This window comes from Streptomyces sp. NBC_01571, assembly GCF_026339875.1.
Classification (GTDB): domain Bacteria; phylum Actinomycetota; class Actinomycetes; order Streptomycetales; family Streptomycetaceae; genus Streptomyces.
In genome coordinates this window covers 1,029,894-1,047,761 of the sequence record NZ_JAPEPZ010000002.1, presented here as the reverse complement: position 1 = coordinate 1,047,761, position 17,868 = coordinate 1,029,894, and the positions used below count along the sequence as shown (strand labels likewise).

Annotated in this window: 15 protein-coding genes and 2 pseudogenes; 11 read left to right on the top strand and 6 right to left on the bottom strand. The window is 69.8% G+C overall.

The features are described 5' to 3' along the window. Positions 1 to 4: 4 nt before the first annotated feature. A pseudogene (locus OHB41_RS47975) lies at positions 5 to 250 on the top strand (LexA family protein); the annotation flags it as partial. 135 nt (positions 251 to 385) lie between these two features. Here the strand turns inward: OHB41_RS47975 and OHB41_RS47970 are convergent. The 3 genes from OHB41_RS47970 to OHB41_RS47960 form a co-directional block, all read right to left on the bottom strand. Next, positions 386 to 2,290, bottom strand: a complete 1,905-nt coding sequence (locus OHB41_RS47970) for an ArnT family glycosyltransferase (RefSeq protein ID WP_266708313.1) — start codon at positions 2,288 to 2,290, stop codon at positions 386 to 388. 23 nt (positions 2,291 to 2,313) lie between these two features. Continuing rightward, complete coding sequence (locus tag OHB41_RS47965) at positions 2,314 to 2,640, bottom strand: hypothetical protein (protein WP_266708311.1); 327 nt, start codon at positions 2,638 to 2,640, stop codon at positions 2,314 to 2,316. 329 nt (positions 2,641 to 2,969) lie between these two features. After that, positions 2,970 to 4,307 (bottom strand): alpha/beta hydrolase family protein, encoded by a 1,338-nt coding sequence (locus OHB41_RS47960; protein ID WP_266708309.1) that lies wholly within the window; start codon positions 4,305 to 4,307, stop codon positions 2,970 to 2,972. A 185-nt stretch (positions 4,308 to 4,492) separates the two neighbouring features. On the opposite strand from OHB41_RS47960, the gene OHB41_RS47955 reads away from it, so the two are divergent. Together OHB41_RS47955 and lexA are read left to right on the top strand one after the other, a co-directional pair. Further along, complete coding sequence (locus OHB41_RS47955) at positions 4,493 to 4,807, top strand: hypothetical protein (RefSeq protein ID WP_266708307.1); 315 nt, start codon at positions 4,493 to 4,495, stop codon at positions 4,805 to 4,807. Between the two features lie 195 nt (positions 4,808 to 5,002). After that, on the top strand, positions 5,003 to 5,674 hold the full coding sequence (lexA, locus tag OHB41_RS47950) for a transcriptional repressor LexA (RefSeq protein ID WP_266708305.1): 672 nt from the start codon (positions 5,003 to 5,005) through the stop codon (positions 5,672 to 5,674). 663 nt (positions 5,675 to 6,337) lie between these two features. Here lexA and OHB41_RS47945 read toward each other — a convergent pair. After that, complete coding sequence (locus OHB41_RS47945) at positions 6,338 to 7,372, bottom strand: DNA polymerase Y family protein (RefSeq protein ID WP_266708303.1); 1,035 nt, start codon at positions 7,370 to 7,372, stop codon at positions 6,338 to 6,340. Between the two features lie 5 nt (positions 7,373 to 7,377). After that, complete coding sequence (locus OHB41_RS47940) at positions 7,378 to 10,827, bottom strand: DNA polymerase III subunit alpha (protein WP_266708301.1); 3,450 nt, start codon at positions 10,825 to 10,827, stop codon at positions 7,378 to 7,380. A 383-nt stretch (positions 10,828 to 11,210) separates the two neighbouring features. On the opposite strand from OHB41_RS47940, the gene OHB41_RS52870 reads away from it, so the two are divergent. The 5 genes and pseudogenes from OHB41_RS52870 (at position 11,211) to OHB41_RS47920 (ending at position 13,048) form a co-directional block, all read left to right on the top strand. Next, positions 11,211 to 11,312 (top strand): hypothetical protein, encoded by a 102-nt coding sequence (locus OHB41_RS52870; protein ID WP_526025100.1) that lies wholly within the window; start codon positions 11,211 to 11,213, stop codon positions 11,310 to 11,312. Positions 11,313 to 11,465: 153 nt separating this feature from the next. Beyond that, positions 11,466 to 11,687, top strand: a complete 222-nt coding sequence (locus OHB41_RS52200) for a helix-turn-helix domain-containing protein (RefSeq protein ID WP_323138604.1) — start codon at positions 11,466 to 11,468, stop codon at positions 11,685 to 11,687. Continuing rightward, positions 11,684 to 12,232: a transposase gene (locus OHB41_RS47930; RefSeq protein WP_266708299.1), complete on the top strand. Its 549-nt coding sequence runs from the start codon at positions 11,684 to 11,686 to the stop codon at positions 12,230 to 12,232. Before OHB41_RS52200 ends, OHB41_RS47930 begins: the two co-directional genes overlap by 4 nt. After that, positions 12,207 to 12,695, top strand: a pseudogene (locus tag OHB41_RS47925) (transposase); the annotation flags it as partial. The gene OHB41_RS47930 and the pseudogene OHB41_RS47925, both read left to right, overlap by 26 nt. A gap of 50 nt (positions 12,696 to 12,745) precedes the next feature. Continuing rightward, positions 12,746 to 13,048 (top strand): hypothetical protein, encoded by a 303-nt coding sequence (locus OHB41_RS47920; RefSeq protein WP_266708297.1) that lies wholly within the window; start codon positions 12,746 to 12,748, stop codon positions 13,046 to 13,048. Positions 13,049 to 13,640: 592 nt separating this feature from the next. On the opposite strand, the gene OHB41_RS47910 is transcribed toward OHB41_RS47920, so the two are convergent. After that, complete coding sequence (locus OHB41_RS47910; protein ID WP_266708295.1) at positions 13,641 to 14,549, bottom strand: helix-turn-helix domain-containing protein; 909 nt, start codon at positions 14,547 to 14,549, stop codon at positions 13,641 to 13,643. 136 nt (positions 14,550 to 14,685) lie between these two features. Between OHB41_RS47910 and OHB41_RS47905 the strand changes: the two genes are divergently transcribed. From OHB41_RS47905 to OHB41_RS47895, 3 genes are all read left to right on the top strand, one after another. After that, positions 14,686 to 15,954 (top strand): MFS transporter, encoded by a 1,269-nt coding sequence (locus OHB41_RS47905; protein ID WP_266708293.1) that lies wholly within the window; start codon positions 14,686 to 14,688, stop codon positions 15,952 to 15,954. A 114-nt stretch (positions 15,955 to 16,068) separates the two neighbouring features. Continuing rightward, positions 16,069 to 17,091, top strand: a complete 1,023-nt coding sequence (locus tag OHB41_RS47900; protein ID WP_266708291.1) for a zinc-dependent alcohol dehydrogenase family protein — start codon at positions 16,069 to 16,071, stop codon at positions 17,089 to 17,091. 63 nt (positions 17,092 to 17,154) lie between these two features. After that, a complete protein-coding gene (locus OHB41_RS47895) occupies positions 17,155 to 17,868 on the top strand; it encodes an SDR family NAD(P)-dependent oxidoreductase (RefSeq protein ID WP_266708289.1) in 714 nt (237 codons plus the stop codon).

Genomic DNA, 17,868 nt, shown 5'->3' with positions numbered 1-17,868 from the left:
TGAGCTGACCAGCCGCCAGGACGCCATCGTCCGCTACATCACCGAATCAGTCCGCCGACAGGGCTACCCACCCTCGATGCGGGAGATCGGCGCAGCGGTACACCTCCCCAGCACCTCCTCCGTCGCCCACCAGCTGATGGCGCTGGAGCGCAAAGGTGTCCTCTCCCGCGACCCGCAGCGGCCCCGCGCCTACCGCGTACGACCGTCGTGGTCGCCCGAGCTCGGCGACCGCAACACCGACCCGGTTGACCACTCAACAACCAAGGTCAGCCGTTAAATTTGACACAGCCGAGCCCGCAGACCGCGGCCACACTCGGAGGCGAGATGCGCGGGTGTCGGGCGTGCGCCCGTGCCGACCGGCCGAATCCATCGACGGCGTCGTGCCTCAGCCCTGCCGGCTGCAGTCGTAAAGGCGGAAGCTGCCCTTGGTGCGCCATCCGTAGGCCCCGGAGCGGATGCGCGTGCAGTGGGATTTCACCCAGGTTGTGGCCGGGGTGGTGGGCCGCAGCGGGGTGAGCAGTACGTAGCGGAGTTGGTGAGTGGTGACCAGGCTGCCGAGTTGATCAGCGGTGGGGAAGGGGGTCTTGCCGGTGAATCCGCCCATGACGAGCATGGGCTGGGACTGGGCGCGCAGCAGGCGCTCCGCGGGGTAGGCGGCCTGGGTGGCGAGCAGGTACTTCTCGCCGTGGTGGTGTGCGGTGAGGTAGTCGAGCAGGGAGGTGTCGCGGTCGCTGGGCTGGTCGAGCCCGACCCGGCGGAGTGCGGATCGGTCGTGGAGGGCGTTGTGGTAGACCTTGCCGACCGGGCCGGCTGTGGGCGAGGTGGAGGCGCCCGCGTAGAGCGGGTCGAGAGAGGAGGCGGCCCAGCCTGCGGGCAGGAGCAGAGTGGCCGTGATCCCGGCGGCCAGGGAGCCCTGGACCATCCCTCGGGAGGTGTGGGACCCGCTGGTCCACAGGCCGAGTGTGCCGCACATCGCAAGGCCCACGGCGAGCAACAGCAGCCAGGAGGCGAACAGGGTCGGCACGTCGAGTACCAGCGCCCAGACCACCGTCAGCAGGATGACCGACGGCAGCCACACGCGCCGCCGACCGCCTGCCTCGTACGCGGACCGGAAGAGGGCGAGCCCGCCCCCGGTAAGCGCGGCGATCGCCGGTGCGAGCACGGCCGTGTAGTACGGGTGGTTGCCGTTGGAGACGCTGAACACCACGGCGTGCACGGCCAGCCAGCCGCCCCACAGGAGGAATCCGGCACGCAGCAGGTCGGTTCGCGGTTCGCGGGCGCGCCAGACCAGGGCCACCACGGCGGCGAGCGCGGCGAGCGGCAGGAACCAGGCGATCTGTGGGCCGACGGTGTGGTTGACCAGCATTCCCCAGCCGGTGTTTCCGGAGGTCCGGCTGGCGGCGGTCCCCGAAATGGCACCGAACGCGGTGTCATCGTCGCTGAAGCGACTCAGGCCGTTGTAGCCGAAGACCAGGCTGAAGGGGTTGTTGTTGGAGGTGCCGTCGACGTACGGGCGGTCCGCGGCGGGCGTCGCCCATGCGAGCAGCGCCCACGAGCAGGAGACGGCCAGGGCGACCGCACCGCTCAGCAGCAGGCGCAGGGCACGTCGCAACGGTAGGCCGCTCGCGGCGACTTGGTAGACGACGGCGAAGACCGGCAGCACCAGCCATGCCTGCAGCATCTTCGTCTGGAAGGCCAGTCCGCCCCAGACGCCACAGGTGATCAGCGGCAGCAGCCGCCCGGTCCGTACAGCCTTCTGCAGGGCTCCGGCGGCTGCCACCAGCAGCAGAGTGAGTGCGGTGTCCGGGATGGTGGCCCTGTTGAGGACCACGGTGATCGGGGTGAAGGTGAGCGTCAGGGCGGCGATCAGCGCGGCGAACGGCCCGGCCCAGGCCCGTACGATCCGGTGGAGCAGCCACACGGTGAGCACGCCCTCGACGACCTGAGGCAGCGCGGCCGCCCACGTGCTGGGACCGAAGATCCAGACGCTGATGGCCTCGGGCCAGAAGGCGCCGGGCAGCTTGTCGAGAGTGATCGAACCGCTGGGGTCCAGACCGCCGAAGAAGAAGGCCCGCCAACTGGCGGCCATCGACCGTATCGCCGAACCGTAGTAGGGGTGAATCGCGGCGTGCCCGATGCCCCAGCCGTACAGCAGCGCAGCGACGACCAGCACCGCGGCCAGCGCCGGGCGTTCCCAGGTTGCCGGAGCTTCCGGCCGGCTGCCGCGCCGGTGCGATGTCCGGTGGCCGCTGTGGGAGCCGGTGGTCTGGTCGGTGGGGATGGTGGCCATGGCGGAGGTCCTTGGATCAGTGGTCAGGCGGGGCGACGGGTTACAGGCGGCGGGTCGGCCGGAAGCCGCAGGCGTTGCTGGTGCGTGCCGTCCAGCGATACGCCGTCCGACGGACTGTCGGTGGTCGTGCCGCTGGCGGCAGACCGGTTGGGGTGGAAGCTGTGGCGGAATGGGCCGTCGAGGCCCGTGCACACGCCGCGGTGGTCGACGGCGGCGGTCGACGGCGCCGGCCCGCCGACGCGAGCGACGCCGGGAGCCGGTGCGCCGGTGGCTGTGGATGTGCCGGCGGTGCGGCCCTGCGCCGTCGTACCGGCGCCGATGGCGACGCGCACCGACAGCGGGATGTCCACGACGACCGGCTCCGCACCGGTCGACACGGCTTCTCGCCCCCTCGGATCGGATGCCGCTCGGCCCGGCCGCGGTGCGGGCGGCCACCACCGGCAGCGGCACGACGAGCGACGCGCCCGGCCGGCACACCTCGCCGGGCAGCCGCATCGCGGTCGGCGACAGGGGCACTGTGGCGCGGAGCCCGGGACGCGGTAGGCAGGGCAGCGGGTCCTCTCTCAACCGAGCGACGAGCGCTCGAACGTTCGATGAACGCACACGGGCGTCCCTGCGTCGTCCTGCCACGGAACTCCCGGGGTGGGCCCCCACGCGGGGGCCCGATTCTCGGAGTCCGTCAGCGGACGAAGGCGATCTCCGGGTAACTCCCGGAGGGCCCGTTCAACAGGGTGGTGTGCTTGCCGCGCAGCTGCTTGTCGAAGAAGGCGGCGAGGTACACGCGCTGGATCTTGATCGCCCGGTCGGGGTCGATCGAGCCGTACTGCTGCTGCACCTGCTCCGGTGAGAGCCCGAGCAGGGGCGCCACCTGCGGGACCAGCCACTCGTTGTCGCTGAACGACAGGTGCCTCGAGCCGTGGAGCTGGATGTCGACCCGGTACCCCTTCAGGTGGGGCCACAGCTTCCGCCACGACGAGTCGTTGTTGCGGTTGTGCGTGCCGGAACTGAACAGCATGAACGGGCGGCTCAGGTCCTTGCTCGGCGCCGTGCCGAAGAACTGGCCGTCCAGGTTGGCGCCGGCGTCGATGCGGTGGTCGAGCTGCATGGCGGTGTCGACCGCGGCGCCGCCCAGCGACCAGCCGAACATCCCGATGTGGGACGTGTCCACGGACTTCGACAGACCGGAGGGGAGCTTGGCGTGGTCGACGTCCGGGTTGCCGCCCTTGGCGATGGTGCCGAGCTGGTTGATGACGAAACGAATGTCGGCGGCGCGCACGTTGAGCGTGTCCGACGAGTGCGAGCCGGCCGGCATGGTGTTGACCTCGAGCCGGTTGCCCGGGAACTGCACCTCACTGGCGTCGTGCGTGTGATCGACGGCAATGACGATGTAGCCGCGGCTGGCGAGGTCCTCGGCCAGGGCCGTGCCCATCGCGCGGTCCGAGTGCAGCCCGGTCGAGTACAGCAGCACGGGGAGCTTGCCGAGCTTGGTGTCGACCGGGGCCAGGACGTGGCTGGAAGTCTGCGGCAGCGTCACCTGCTGCGGCGACAGGCCGCGCGAGTACAGGAAGTGAGCACCCGAGATCGACGGCATCCACGGCGCCACCGGGTGCCCGGAGGTGGAGGAGGCCGGGTACCAGTACGTCACCATCAACTCGCGCGCCCGGTTGCCGGATACGTACGGGTCCGTCCGGGACTTGTCGACGAGGTGCTGGCTGAAGGTGCCGACCTTGTAGGGCCCGCTCGGCGCGGGCAGCTTGAGCTGGACGGCGGAGGCGCGGCCACGGCTGAGCGTGGCTGCCGGGTGGGTGTCCTTGGGTAGGGCCGCGCTGTCGTTCTCGGGCGCCCAGTTCGTGGAGTCCTCGTCGGGCGAGGATCCGGTGGCCGACTGCCTGTCGGACGCCTTCCCGGCGGCCATCGAAGGCGTCACCCCGGCGCCCAGGGCGACAGCGAGCACACCTGCGGTACCGAGCGCTCGGGCTATGAGTCTGCGGCGGTAGCGCGGTCTGCGGTGTTGCATATAACTCCCCCAGTGGTCACGGGCCCAGTGGCCCGCTGATGGTCAGGGCACACCGTACCGCTGCCCAGACCTACGGTTCGCGCGACCACCGCGTTCACCGCGGTTGCACGCACGGACCACCTCTCCCAGGCACTGTCCCGGCGGATCACGGGCGGCGTACCGCCCCGTTCTGCGAGCCGATCGCGTTGATCTTTGCGTTTGGCTCTGCAGCCGGCCGCAAGCCCCTCCTCACTCTCCCGCTGCCCTCACCTGCCACCGCGCCGGACCGTCTCGACATCCCGGACCACCCCGTCTACCAGCAGATCCTCACCGCCCTGGCCGACGCGGGCCGACCGATACGCGCCCGCGACCTCCGCCAGGCCCTCGATCTGCCGATCCTCCCGAAGAACACCGAAGGCATCCGCTCCAAACTGAAACGCCTGGTCAGCCGGGGCATCCTCATCGAACCCGAACCCGAACCCGAACCCGAACCCGGCTTGTTCGCCCGCCCCAACGTCTGAGGACCATCCCCCACTCGGGACCAGGGATCCTTCCCGAACCTCAACCACGAAACGGACAAGAACTCACGTTCCGCACTCTGAAGGCCACCCCGGCCGGCGCCCGGGCAAGCCACCACGGACACACGGTTCCCTTTACGCCAGATGGCGGGATAAGGTCACATTCGGTAAAGATCTTGTCTGACGGAGGTGCCCGCGATGGAGAACACCGCGCCCGCACGCCGGGGACGTCCCCCGAGCACCCGCAACAGGGGCGGTGAGCTGACCAGCCGCCAGGCGAACATCGTCGACTACATCACCGAATCAGTGCGCCGACAGGGCTATCCGCCCTCCATGCGGGAGATCGGCGCCGCCGTACAACTCGCCAGCACCTCCTCCGTCGCCCACCAGCTGATGGCCCTGGAACGCAAGGGCGTCCTCTACCGAGACCCGCAGCGCCCCCGCGCCTACCGTGTACGCCCGTCGTGGGCGCTCGAGCTCGGCGACCGCAGCACCGACCCGGTCGACGTACCGCTCGTCGGTCGTATCGCGGCCGGCGCGCCGCTGCTCGCCGAGGAGATGGTCGAGGACGTCTACTCCCTACCTCGCCAGGTCGTGGGTGACGGAGACCTGTTCGCCCTGACGGTCTCCGGCGACTCCATGATCGACGCGGCGATCTGTGACGGCGACATCGTGACCGTCCGACGCCAGGACAGCGCCGACCCAGGGGACATCGTCGCCGCGCTCCTGGAGGACGAGGCCACTGTCAAAGTCCTACGTCGCGAGGACGGCCGGGTGCGGCTGATGCCCCGCAACCCCGCCTATGAGCCGATTCCTGGCGATGACGCGCAGATCCTCGGCAAGGTCGTCGGCGTGCTGCGCCTGCTCTGACAGGCCCCGCTCTTTCCCGCGCTCGGTCGGGTTGGCTCGACGACCTGTCCTTGCCCCGAGCGTTCACGTTCCGGCGCGCTGTCCTGTCCCGTGCCACCGGCATCCGTATTGTCGTATGTGCCCGGCTCGATGACAGGACGGCAGGGCATGCGGTCCCGCGCTCCGGTCGCACGCCGCGCGGGACCGCCCATACCGGCGGCCGAACCAGCAGATTCGACCAGCCCATGAACGCCGAAGGTATCGGCGTGTGCGAAGCCTGAGCACCGGGTCCTGTGCGTCTTGCAGGCCATCCGGACATCTACGACCTGAGTGCGCTTCTCGCGCATGAAGAACACCGTATGGGATGACCGTTCAGTGACGATCGGCGTTCCGGTTGAGGACTCGCAGCCCGTCCACGCTCTGCACCAGGAGGGCACACCCCAGGAGCGCGCACGCTGCTTCGAGCGTGATCTGAACCCCCGAAGGGTCATCGGAAAGGACTGCGACGGCCTGCACGAGGAGAAGCAGTCCCGCGAGGATGCCGAGCGCGCCAGCCCAGCGGTTCCGCGGCACGAAACGCCACCATGGCCCGCCTTCCGGTCGACCCCAGGCCCGTTCATTGTTAGGCACAGCAACCTCCACATGAGTTCTCGACCAAGGAACAGGTTGCCGAGGATCGGTCGATCATGCGGCCGGTGCCTGTACCTCCCGCCTGAGGTGTGCGCCGGTCGCGAGAGCCGCGGGGTAGATGACAGGCCTCCCGTACCGGGTGCGGGCCCGGTCGGTGACGGCTTCGATCGCCAGCGGCTTCTCGTCGCCGCTGTCCAGCGTGAGTTGTCGGGTCGCCCTGCCGTCAGAACACAGAGCATCAGCGCGCAACGCGATGCTCCGGACCCGGGCGCGCTGCATGCCGAGGGATTCGTAGACCGCGTAGGCGGTGCGGGCCAGGAGCACGGTGTGCTGGGTGGCTTCAGGCAGCGTGCGGCCGCGGCGAGTGGCGGTGTGGTCGGCGTAGCGGATCGTGCAGGTCAGGCCTGCCGCGATCTGGCCGGACGCGCGGAGCTGTGTGCCGAGGTCGTCGGCGAGGGCGAGCAGGGCGCGTCGGTGGGCGGCCGGGTCGAGTTCGTCGCGGGTGAAGCGGTGTTCGGTGCTGATGCTCGCTGCTGTGGGGGCCGGGTCGACGATGGTGGCGTCGTGGCCGAGGGCGTGTTCGTGGAGGGTGCGGCCCGGGCGGGCCCCGAGCAGGCGCTGCAGGGTGGCCGGCGGCAGGTCGGCGACGTCTCCGACTCTGTGCAGACCGTACGAGGTGAGTGTCGCGGCCATCTTGGTGCCCACGCCGGGCAGTTCCCGGACCGGGCGTGGCCGCAGGAACGCGGCGACGGCGTCGGGGGAGTGGTCGATGATGGTGCGCCGGTCGGGCGGGGTGAGGTTGCAGGCCATCGCGGCGAGCATCTGGTTGGGACCGACGGCCGCAGCGCTGTGCAGGTCCAGGAGCGCGAGGGCGCGCAGCTGGATCAGTTCGGTCAGGGCGCGTGCGTCGCGCTTCCAGTAGGGGAGGGCGCCGGTGAGGTCGAGGACGGCCGTGTCCGGCTCGATGATCTGCGCGCGCGGTGTGATGTTCTCCAGCAGCGAGCGCACACCCTCAAGAAGCCCAGTGTCGCCGTCCGTCGGGAGGACGAAGCGGAGATGCAGGACGGTGCGGTGGCCATGGTCGCTCACGGCGATCACCCTGCGCTTCCGGGGCTTCGGTGGCCGAGGCGGCGCAGGTCGGCCGAGCGGGTCCCGGCGGGCTGAAGGTCCGCGTACGGATGCAGACGCGCTCCCGCGGTCCCGTCGGTGAGGGTGCGCTGCGGTGTGGCCGTTCCCGCCGGGGTGGGGGAGGGGGTGGTGCGGCCGAGGAGGTCGAGTGCGGCCTGCGGTCCGTGGTCGCGGCGGGCCGCGGCGACTTCTTCAAGGTTCCAGGCCATCTCGCCGACCACGGTGCGGCGCGGGCCGCGGGCCTCGACGGTGCCACGCACGAGCAGCAGTCCGGAGTGGAAGACGGTGTGCGCGACCTGTTCGTGGGAGTCCTCGAAGAACGCGATGTCGACCAGGCCCGCACTGTCCTCCAGTGTCACGAAGATGACCCGTTTCCCGGACGGGATCGGTGGGGTCTGCGTGGAGGCCCGGACACCGGCGACGAGCACCTTCTGCCCGGGGACCATCGCGCGCAGGTGCGCGGCGTCGGTCGCACCGAGCTCGTTCAACAGTCGGTGGTGGTGGTCCATGAGGTGGTGGGTGACGTCGATCTGGAGCGTCTCCAGCTCCGCGTCGAGCTTGTCCCTGCTGGTCATCTCCGGCAGACCGCTCGCCTCGGTCGACACCAGGTCACCGCCGAGGGGCAGTTGACCGTCGGTGGCGGCCCGGGCGCGGGACTGCCGGTGCAACTCGACGGACTGCAGCAGCAGATCCCGCCGCGTGAGACCGGTCGCGAGCGCATCCAGCGCGCCGATACGGATCAGGTGCTGCGCGGTCGGCAGGGACGGCCGCCCGCGCTGCCACAGGTCCTGCAGACCGGCATACGGCTGCCCGTCGACGAGCCGGCTGACTTCCGCTTCGCTGACGCCCTTCACGGTGCTGAAGGCGAGACGTACCCCCCAGCCCTGCTCGGTCTTCTCGACGCTGTGCTGGGCGCGGGAGTGGTTGACGTCGACGGGCAGGATCGGCACACCGTGCCGGCGGGCGTCGGACACGATGACGCGGCGCGGCCACATTCCCGGGTCGTGCTCCAGCAGCCCGGCGTACAAGAACGCTGGATACCGGGCTTTCAGGAAGGCGCTCTGGAGTGCGGGAACGGCGAACGCGACCGCGTGGGCGCGGCAGAAGCCGTACGCGCCGAACTGGGAAATAATCCCCCAGACTTCGTCCAGCACCGTGCTGCTGTAGCCGCGCTCACCTGCCGTCTGTCGGAACCAGGCTTCGAGCTTCGGCAGCCGGTCGGGGTCGGCGAGGGCGCGGCGGGCGACGTCGCCGGCGGCCCGGTCGCAGCCGGTCATCTTCGACAGGATCGCGATGATCTGCTCGTGCCAGATCACCACGCCGTAGGTGTCGTTGAGGATCGGCTTAAGGTCCGGGTGCGGGTAGTGGGGCTCGGCGCCGTGGCGGGCCGCGATGAACATGGCGGGCATGCCCCCGGACACGGGTCCGGGCCGGAACAGGGAGATGTCGGCGATCACGTCCTGCATGTGGCGCGGCTGCAGTCTTCCCACCAGGTCCTGTTGGCCGGGTGATTCGAGTTGGAACAGGCCGACGGTGTCGGAGGCCTGGATGAGTTCGAACGCCAGGCGGTCGTTGAGGTCGACGTGGTCGGGGTTGTCGAGGTCGAGGGCCCGCCCGGTGGTGCGGTGGATCTCGGTGACGGCGTGCGCCATGGCCGACTGCATCCGAACCCCGAGCACATCGAGCTTGAGCAGCCCCAGATCTTCAACATCCTCTTTATCGGCGAGCAAAGCCGGATATCCGGCAGGAGTCGGCTGCACCGGCAGCCGGTCCAGCAGCGACGCGTTGGAGAGGGTCACTCCGCAGGGGTGCATGGCGAATCCGCGTGGCAGTGCGTCCAGGCCCTCGGCGAGTTCCCACAGCGGGCCGAACTTTTCGGCCCGGGCGGCGAGCTGGCGCAGTTCGGGAAGCTCGGTCAGGGCGGAGCGGATGTCGCGGGCCCGGATGTGCGGAAAGCTCTTGGCGACCTCGTTGACGACCTGGGGCGGCAGGCCGAGGGCGAGCCCGGTATCACGCAAGGCATGCCGGGCCCGGTAGGTCTCGGGCATGCCGGTGACCGCGGTCCGTTCGCGGCCGAACCGGTCGATGATCGCGTCATACACCTCCAGGCGCCGCGCGGACTCCACGTCGAGATCGATGTCCGGCAGCGACGTCCGGCGCTCACTGAGGAACCGTTCGAACAACAGGCGGTGCTCAAGTGGGTTGGCCGTGGCTACAAAAAGCGCGTGATTGACCATCGAGCCGGCACCCGAACCGCGCGCGGCAACGCGGATCCCCAGCGCTCTCGTGTCGGCCACCACCTGAGCCACGGCCAGGAAGTACGGCTCGAAGCCCAGGCGGCCGATGACGTCGAGTTCATAGTCGAGCTGCCGTACCGCGGGTGCGTCCCTGTCGAGGCCGCGGGCGACCATCCCGGCCTCACAGCGCTGCCGCAGCAGCCGCATCGCCGACCCGGGCTCGGGCCTCGCACCCACGACGGACGGCTCGGGGAAGTGCGGTCGGCCCAGGCCCAGATCTGCCGGGGTCAGGGCGCAGGACTGGCCGGTCGCCTCCGTTTCTGCGAGCAGTCGGGCGGGCTCTGTCCGGCCGCCACCGGCGGCTTCCGCGACGCGCTCGGCGGCCACGGCCATGGCGGCCGGGTCCTTCAGCCACCGCTCGCCGCCGTCCAGGTGCCGGCGGTCGACGGGCCGCAGCAGCCGCGCCGCATCGAGCACGTCCGCGAGCCGGTGCTGCGTGGGGTCGGCGTAGCGGACCGCGTTCGTCAGCACCGCGCGCACACCGAGCTCGCCGGCCAGGCCCACCGTGCGCGCGGCCAGCCGCAGCGACCCCGGCCCCGTCCCCTGCTGCCCCAGATACACCGTCTCCAGCCGCAGCCTCTCGTCAGCCAGCTCCCGCCACGGCCCGAGCAGCTGCTCGGCCACGTCAGGGCGGCCCGCGGACAGAGCACGCACCGGCTCGGAGGAAGGACCGAGCAGCACCACCAGGTCGCGGTCGGCGTACTCACGCAGAACCGGCCAGGACACGACCGGCAGACCGCCGTCGGCCTCGGCGTGCGCGGCGGACACCAGACGACACAGCCGCGCCCACCCCGCCAGATTCTGCGCGAGCAACGTGACCCGCAGCAGCGGCTCCATGACATGCGCGCCGCCCCGTACCGGTGTGCGCGCACGGGCGGTCTGCGGGGCGGGCGTACGAAGTGGGGCGACGGCGACGTCGACACCGAAGACGGGCCGGATTCCGGCGGCCGCGGCGGCCTTGGCGAAGCGGACGGTCCCGGTGACGGTGTCGCGGTCGGTCAGCGCGAGCGTCGTCATCCCACGCTCGACCGCACGCTCAACCAGGACGTGGGGGAGGGCGGCGCCGTAGCGGGCGGAGTAGCCGGACGCGACGTGCAGATGAGTAAATCCACAGCTCACGCACCTCCTGCCTCTCCCCAGACCCCTCCCTGACCTGTGTCCTCTCCAGGTTCGCACCAAAACGCAAAATCGCACAAGCGTGCGAATGGGTGATTCGGTCATCCCGCCGCACTGCGGGCTCCCCCGAAGCGGGACAGGCCCTGAATTCAGCCTCGGACCGCCCCCTATGACACGCATCACAGGCTCGTGCTACTCGTTCGGTCAGAGGTCCTCGAAGCTGTGCCGGCCGCCGGACACCGGGCGGAGGTGGGTCAGGCGCCACGGCGCCGGGCCGGCTTCTTCGCGACCGCGGTCTTCTTCGCCGCCTTCTTGGCTGGGGCCTTCTTCGCGGTGTTCGTAGCCGCGGCCTTCCTCAGGGACAGGCCGTGCGTAAGCGGGTGCGTATGCGCGCCGCCGACGGCTTTGCGCGGGGCGAGAAGAACGTTGTGATAGCCAAACGGCTTCGGGTCAGTGCGCGGTCGGTGGAACGGTGGCGTCGGTCCTAGCGTGAGGGAGGCCGGCAGGCACTGTGCATTTCGGGTCCTGCCAAGCGGCCGAAGGTCGGCGACAGTGACTTCGCCGAGCTCGAGCCGCTCCTGCTCAACGGTGCGATAGCCCGGGGCTGGACGGACGAGCGGTGGACGCTCTCGAGGGTACGCGTGCTGATCGCGGGACGGCTCGGTGTGTCGTTGTCGGTCCGAGGAGTGTGGGAGCTGCTGCGACGGCATGGCTGGTCGTGCCGGCAGCCCGCGCGGCGGGCGGTCGAACGGGATGAGGCGGCGGTGGCCGGCTGGGTGAAGGAGACCTGGCCCCAGGCAAAGCCACCGCGGCGGCGCTCGGGGCATGGCTGGTCTTCGAGGACGAGGCCGCCGTCTCGATGACGTCGCACCGCTCACGCACCTGGGCACCCAGAGGGGACACACCCGTGGTGCGGTTCAACGGCGCTTCCCGCGGCCGCATCTCGATGGCCGCACTGGTGTGCTTCAAGGCCGGCGAACGCAGCCGCCTGATGTACCGCTCTCGCATCCAGGGCCATCACCGAGGCGCCCACCGTGGCTTCACCTGGCAGGACTACCGTGACCTTCTCGTACGGGCCCACCTCCAACTCGGCGGCACCGTCGTGGTGATCTGGGACAATCTGAATGTTCACCGCTGCACCCGATTACGTGAGTACGCGGCAGAGCACGCCTTGCTCACCATAGTCCAACTGCCCAGCTATGCCCCCGACCTCAATCCCGTCGAGGGCATCTGGTCGCTGCTTCGTCGCAGCACTACCGCCAACGTCGTCTTCCGTGACCGTGACCACCTTGTCGACGCCGTCCGCAGCGGCCTGCGCCGCATCCAACGACGCCCCGACCTCATCGAGGGCTGCCTCGCCGAAACCGGACTTTCGCTCGACACGACAACTCAACGGAAAGGTCAGTAACAACCTCGCCAAAGCGGTGGAAGAGGCATTCCCCCAGCACCCGGACGCTGAGATCCTGCTGAGCTTCCCCGGACTCGGCATCCAGCTCGCCGCCCGCGTCCTGGCCGAGATCGGCGACGACAGAATCCGGTTCGCCGATGCCCGCGGCCTCAAGGCATACGCCGGCTCGTCTCGCATCACCCGTGCCTCGGGCAAGAAGTCCGCCATCACCAGACGGTGGGTGAAGAATGACCGGCTCGACCACGCCGGCTACCTGTGGGCCTTCTCCGCGTTCCGCCACTCGCCGGGAGCCGGAGCCCACTATCGGCGCCGACGCGAACAAGGCGACTGGCACGCAGCCGCCCAGCGCAACCTTTTCAACCGCATGATCGGACAGCTCTACTACTGTCTTCAGAAGCGCGAGCTCTTCGACGAGGAGTCCGCGTTCCCGACACCCTCGCTTGCCGAGGGGGCCGCGGTCTGACCAGTCAAGATGTCTTGCCCGCAGTGACGAAGGCAGCCGATCATTCGCCCATGAGACCCGAAGTGCAGGTTTTCGTTGCCGCCGGCCCGCTTCCCGACTGGGAGGCGAGCGAAGAAGAAATCGATAGGCGCGTCCAGCAACTCGAAGCGATTTCGAGACCAGTCACCGGAGAAGAAGCCCGAGTGCTTGTCTCCTGCTTCGGTCCCGACGACTGCTACGGCGTCGCCTGGACGCTCCTCCACCTCATCGAGACGGGCCCGAACCCGGTCCTGACCACCGACCCTGGACCGGACGCCAACGAGTGGCACAAGCGGCTCTACCTCCGCGCCGTGAACGGAGGACTCATCCCCTGAACTTGACGGCGTAGCAACGTGAGGTGTCTTCGCGGTCGGGAGCGACATCGCATCCAGTTCCTCCTCCGTGACCGCCACCAGCGTGTCCTTGGAGACCTCGAAGCCCTTGCCGATTTCGCTCGCGGACACCTCCCGGTCCTCCGCCTCGCAGTCCTTGCGCACCCGCACCCGGCCCATGTTTGGAAGTGGACCGAACGGTCCTCGGTGGCGGTGACCAGCTTCACGGGAATGGTCACCAGGCCGAAGCTGAAGGCACCGCTCCACAAGGGTCGGGGCATGACGGACCTGCATGACGGCCCCAAGTCCACCTGCTGTGGGATCTCAGATTCGGTGGCCAAATCCCACGGCCGGTGGCCACCCGGTGGCCAGTCGGCCACAAACCTGAGACGGGCTGGTCCGCCTGTTCACCCTTTGGAGTGCATCAGACGTGATGCAGCCCTCCCATGGGCAGTCCCCTCGCAGCGCCCCTCATCCGCCACCGGCGGCCATTGGGCGCGGGCAGCGGCCGCTGCTGAGCTGATAGCCCTGGGTGTCTTGCCTGCCCGGCTCGCATCGGCTTCGCTGCTGTGAAGTTCTGGGCGATGTCCGGGGTTCACGAGTCCCGGTCACTGGTAGGGCTTATCTCCTTGGACCTGGTCGCTGCCCAGCTTGCGAGGAGCTTGAGCCGGTCCTCATCGGGGGTGTCCGGCTCGGCCGTGTAGATGGTCAGCGAGTGGACCTCGCGTGGAGAAATGGGCAGGTCCAGCGGCTGGTAGACGAGCTCGACGGTTCCGGCGTCAGGGTGCTGGAATTGTTTGACCCCGCCATGGTGGATGCGCACGTCGTGGGCGGCCCAACGAGTGCGGAATTCGGCGCTCGTCGTGCACAGTTCACCGATCAGTTCGCGCAGCGCCTTGTCGTGCGGGTAGCGGCCCGCCTCGGCACGCAGCAGGGCGACGGTGGCGCCGAGGGCGCCGTGCCAGTCGGCGACGAAGTCGGGTGCCCCGCGGTCGAGGAACCAGTACCGGGCGAAGTTCGGCCGGCCTCGAGCATCGGTGGTCTCGCTGTCGAACAATGGTGCGAACAGGGCGCGGGCCAGTGCGTTGGTGGCGACGATGTCGAGGCGGCCGTTGGTGACGAGGCCCGCGGACAGTGTCATGGAGTCGAGTAGCCACTGGACGCGGGGCGGTACATCGACGGCCTTGCGGCGGCGGGGGGTGCGGCTGGACGGCTGGGCTGCCCGGGCCAGGTCGAACAGGTAGGTGCGTTCGTCGTCGTCCAGCTGCAGCGCACCGGCGACCGCGTCGAGGACGTCTTCGGACACTCCGTTGATGTGGCCCTTCTCCAGACGCGTGTACCACTCGGTGCTCACGCCGGCGAGGACGGCGACTTCCTCGCGCCGCAGCCCCGGAACCCGGCGTCGGCCGCTGGTGGGCAACCCGGCCTGCTCCGGGGTGATCTTGGCGCGCCGGGTGGCGAGGAAGTCACGGATGTCGGCGCGGCGGTCGGGGTGGCGTTCCATGGGTTCAACGCTACGGCGCGAGCCGCTGAGGGAGGGGGTTGAGCTTGTCCCCCCTATAAACCCGGCCTCCCGCGCCTGCGGCAGGAGCGGTTTCGTGGGATGCGCCCCTGATTTCGACCTGCTGCGGAGATGAAGCATGACGACGCGAGGAGACACCCTCCACGCCCCCGACGCCCTGCAGGGCACTGGCCCTGGGCAGCTGCCCGCCCGGCTTCCGCTCGTCGTCCACGTCCTGGCGCTGGGCACGTTCTTGATGGGCACGACCGAGTTCGTGGTTGCGGGCCTGTTGCCGGAGATTGCCGGTGACGTGCAGGTCAGCGTGGCCCAGGCCGGTCTGTTGATCACTGTCTTCGCGGTTGGGATGATCGTCGGTGCGCCGCTGATGGCGATGCTGACGTTGCGGCTTCCCCGGAGGCTGACGCTGATCCTGGCGCTGGGGGTCTTCGGGGCCGGGCACGTCATCGTCGCCGTCGGCGCCAGCTTCTCGCTGTTGCTGCTCGCGCGGTTCCTGACCGCGTTGGCGACCGGCGCGTTCTGGGCGGTGGCCAACGTGGTAGCCGCCCGTGCTGCAGGCCCCGTCTCGAGTTCTCGCGCCCTGGGCGTCGTGGGCGCCGGCGCGATGCTCGCCAACGTCGTCGGCGTGCCGCTGGGTGCTTTCGCCGGACAGGTCATGGGCTGGCGGGGCCCGTTCTGGGCGCTCGCGGCCCTGGGGGCAGCCGCCATGGTGCTCATCGCCCGCCACGTCCCGCACGACGAAGTGAGTCACGCGGCGGTGTCGATCCGCTCCGAACTGTCCGCTCTGCGCTCGGGCCGGATGTGGCTGGTCCTCGTGGCCTGCGCGACCACGACGGGCGGCGTGCTGGCGACGTACTCCTACATTTCGCCGCTGCTGACCGACCGGGCGGGGCTGGCCTCCGGCCTCGTGCCGCTGGTCCTGGTCGGATTCGGCGGCGGTGCCCTGGCGGGCTTCCTCGTGGGCGGCCGCCTGGGAGACCACCGTCCGCACACGACGACCATCGCTGCCGCTGCGACAACCCCGATCCTGCTCCTGGCGCTGTGCCTGCTGTCCCGGTCCGCCGCGCCCACGATCGTACTGGTCGCCCTGCTGGGGCTGTTCGGACTCGGCGCCAACCCGGTACTGATCTCCCTCGGCGTCCGCTTCGCAGGCCGGGCCCCCACCCTGGGGTCCGCCCTCACCGTCTCGGCATTCAATCTCGGCACCGCCGCCGGCTCCTGGATCGCGGGCCTCGCTCTGGAGTCATCCTTGCGAGCCACCGGTCCCGCCGCCGTTGGCACCGCCATCGCGGCTCTCACGCTGATCCCCACGATCGCCATCGCACTCACGCAGCGCCGTCGCTCGGCGGTGGTGGTGCCGGACCCGGGACCGGACACTTCGGCTCTTTGAGCGGGCTCGACCGCATGAGCTCTCCGAACCGAGGAAGCCGCGGCAGCGCCGTGCCTTCCTGAACACGGACCGGTGCCTTCAGGTGCCCGCACGATGAAAGCAAGGAGATCCACGATGCGTGGAGTAGTGATGTACACCGCCGGCGACGTCCGCGTGGAGGAGCGCGAGGATCCGAAGATCATCGAGCACACCGACGCGATCGTGAAGCTGACCGCGACCTGCATCTGCGGCTCGGACCTGTGGCCGTACCGCGCCGTCGAAGCCGCCGACCACACGCTCATGGGCCACGAGTACGTGGGCGTGGTCGAAGAGGTCGGTGACGCGGTGAAGACCGTCAAGCCCGGAGACTTCGTCGTCGGCTCGTTCGTCATTTCCGACAACACCTGCGAGATCTGCCAGGCCGGCTTCCAGTCCAAGTGCGTGCACGCCGAGTTCGTCCACGGTGGCATCGGCACCCAGGCCGAGAAGGCCCGCATCCCGCTGGCCGACGGCACCCTGGTCGCCACCCCCGGACAGCCCGACCCCGAGCTGATCCCCGCCCTGCTCGCCGCGTCCGACGTCCTGGGCACCGGCTGGTACGCCGCCGTAGCCGCCGAGGCCGGGCCCGGCAAGACCGTCGCAGTCGTCGGCGACGGCGCGGTCGGCCTCATGGCGATCCTGGCCGCCAAGCACCTCGGCGCCGAGCGCATCATCGCAATGTCCCGCCACCCCGAGCGGCAGAAGCTGGCCCGCTACTACGGCGCCACCGACATCGTCGAAGAGCGCGGCGACGAGGGCGTCGCCAAGATCAAGGAACTCACCGGCGGTCTCGGCGCCCACTCAGTCGTCGAGGCGGTCGGCACCCAGGAATCGTTCATGCAGGCCGTCGGCGCCACCCGCGGCGGCGGCCACCTGGGCTACGTGGGCGTCAACTACGACGTCCAGATTCCCGGCATCGAGCTGTTCTTCGCCGGCATCCACACCCAAGGCGGCCCCGCCCCCGTGCGCCGCTTCCTCCCTGAGCTGATCCAGCTCATCTGGGACAAGAAGATCGATCCCGGCAAGGTCTTCGACCTCACCCTCCCCCTGGAGCAAGCCCCGGAGGGCTACAAGGCGATGGACGAGCGCCGCGCGACCAAGGTCCTGCTTACCCTCTGAGCACCGGGCCGACAGCCCCGCTCGCGCCCTCCACCCCGACGCACGCAAGGAGAACCGGACCACATGGCCCTGATCTTGGTGACGGGAGCCTCCAGCGGGCTCGGTTACGCGACGGCGACCGCGCTGGTCGGGGAGGGGCACGACGTGGTCGTCCACGCCCGCACCCCGGCACGCGTCACCGCGCCGGCGGGAGGAGGCCAGTGGGCGGGCGTGGTGACTGGGGATCTGGCCGAGATGGGCAAGGTCCCCGGCCTCGCCCGGCAGGCCGCCGCGTTCGGCCGCTTCGACGCGGTCATCCACAATGCCGGCACCATGCACACCCCCGTAGCGGCCACCGTCAACATGATTGCGCCCTACCTACTGACGGCCCTGATTAACAAGCCGTCCCGACTCATCTACCTGAGCAGCTCCATGCATCGGGGCGGTTCCACCAGCCTTGCGCGGTTGGCGGACGGCACGGCCTCCTACAGCGACAGCAAGCTGTGGGTGACCGCCTTGGCCATGGCTGTCGCCTCCCGGTGGGAGGGGACGGCCGCCCAGGCCGTCGATCCGGGTTGGGTGCCCACCCGGATGGGCGGCCCCGGCGCGACCGACGACCTCGCCGCCGGCCACCAGACCCAGGTCTGGCTGGCCACCCACGACGACATCATGCCGCCCACCGGCGGCTACTGGTACCACCAGCGCACCCAGGACCCGCACCCCGCCGCGCGCGACCCCGAGTTCCAGGATTGGCTCCTGCACGCCCTGGAGGAGCGCACGGGGGTTCGGCTCGACTGA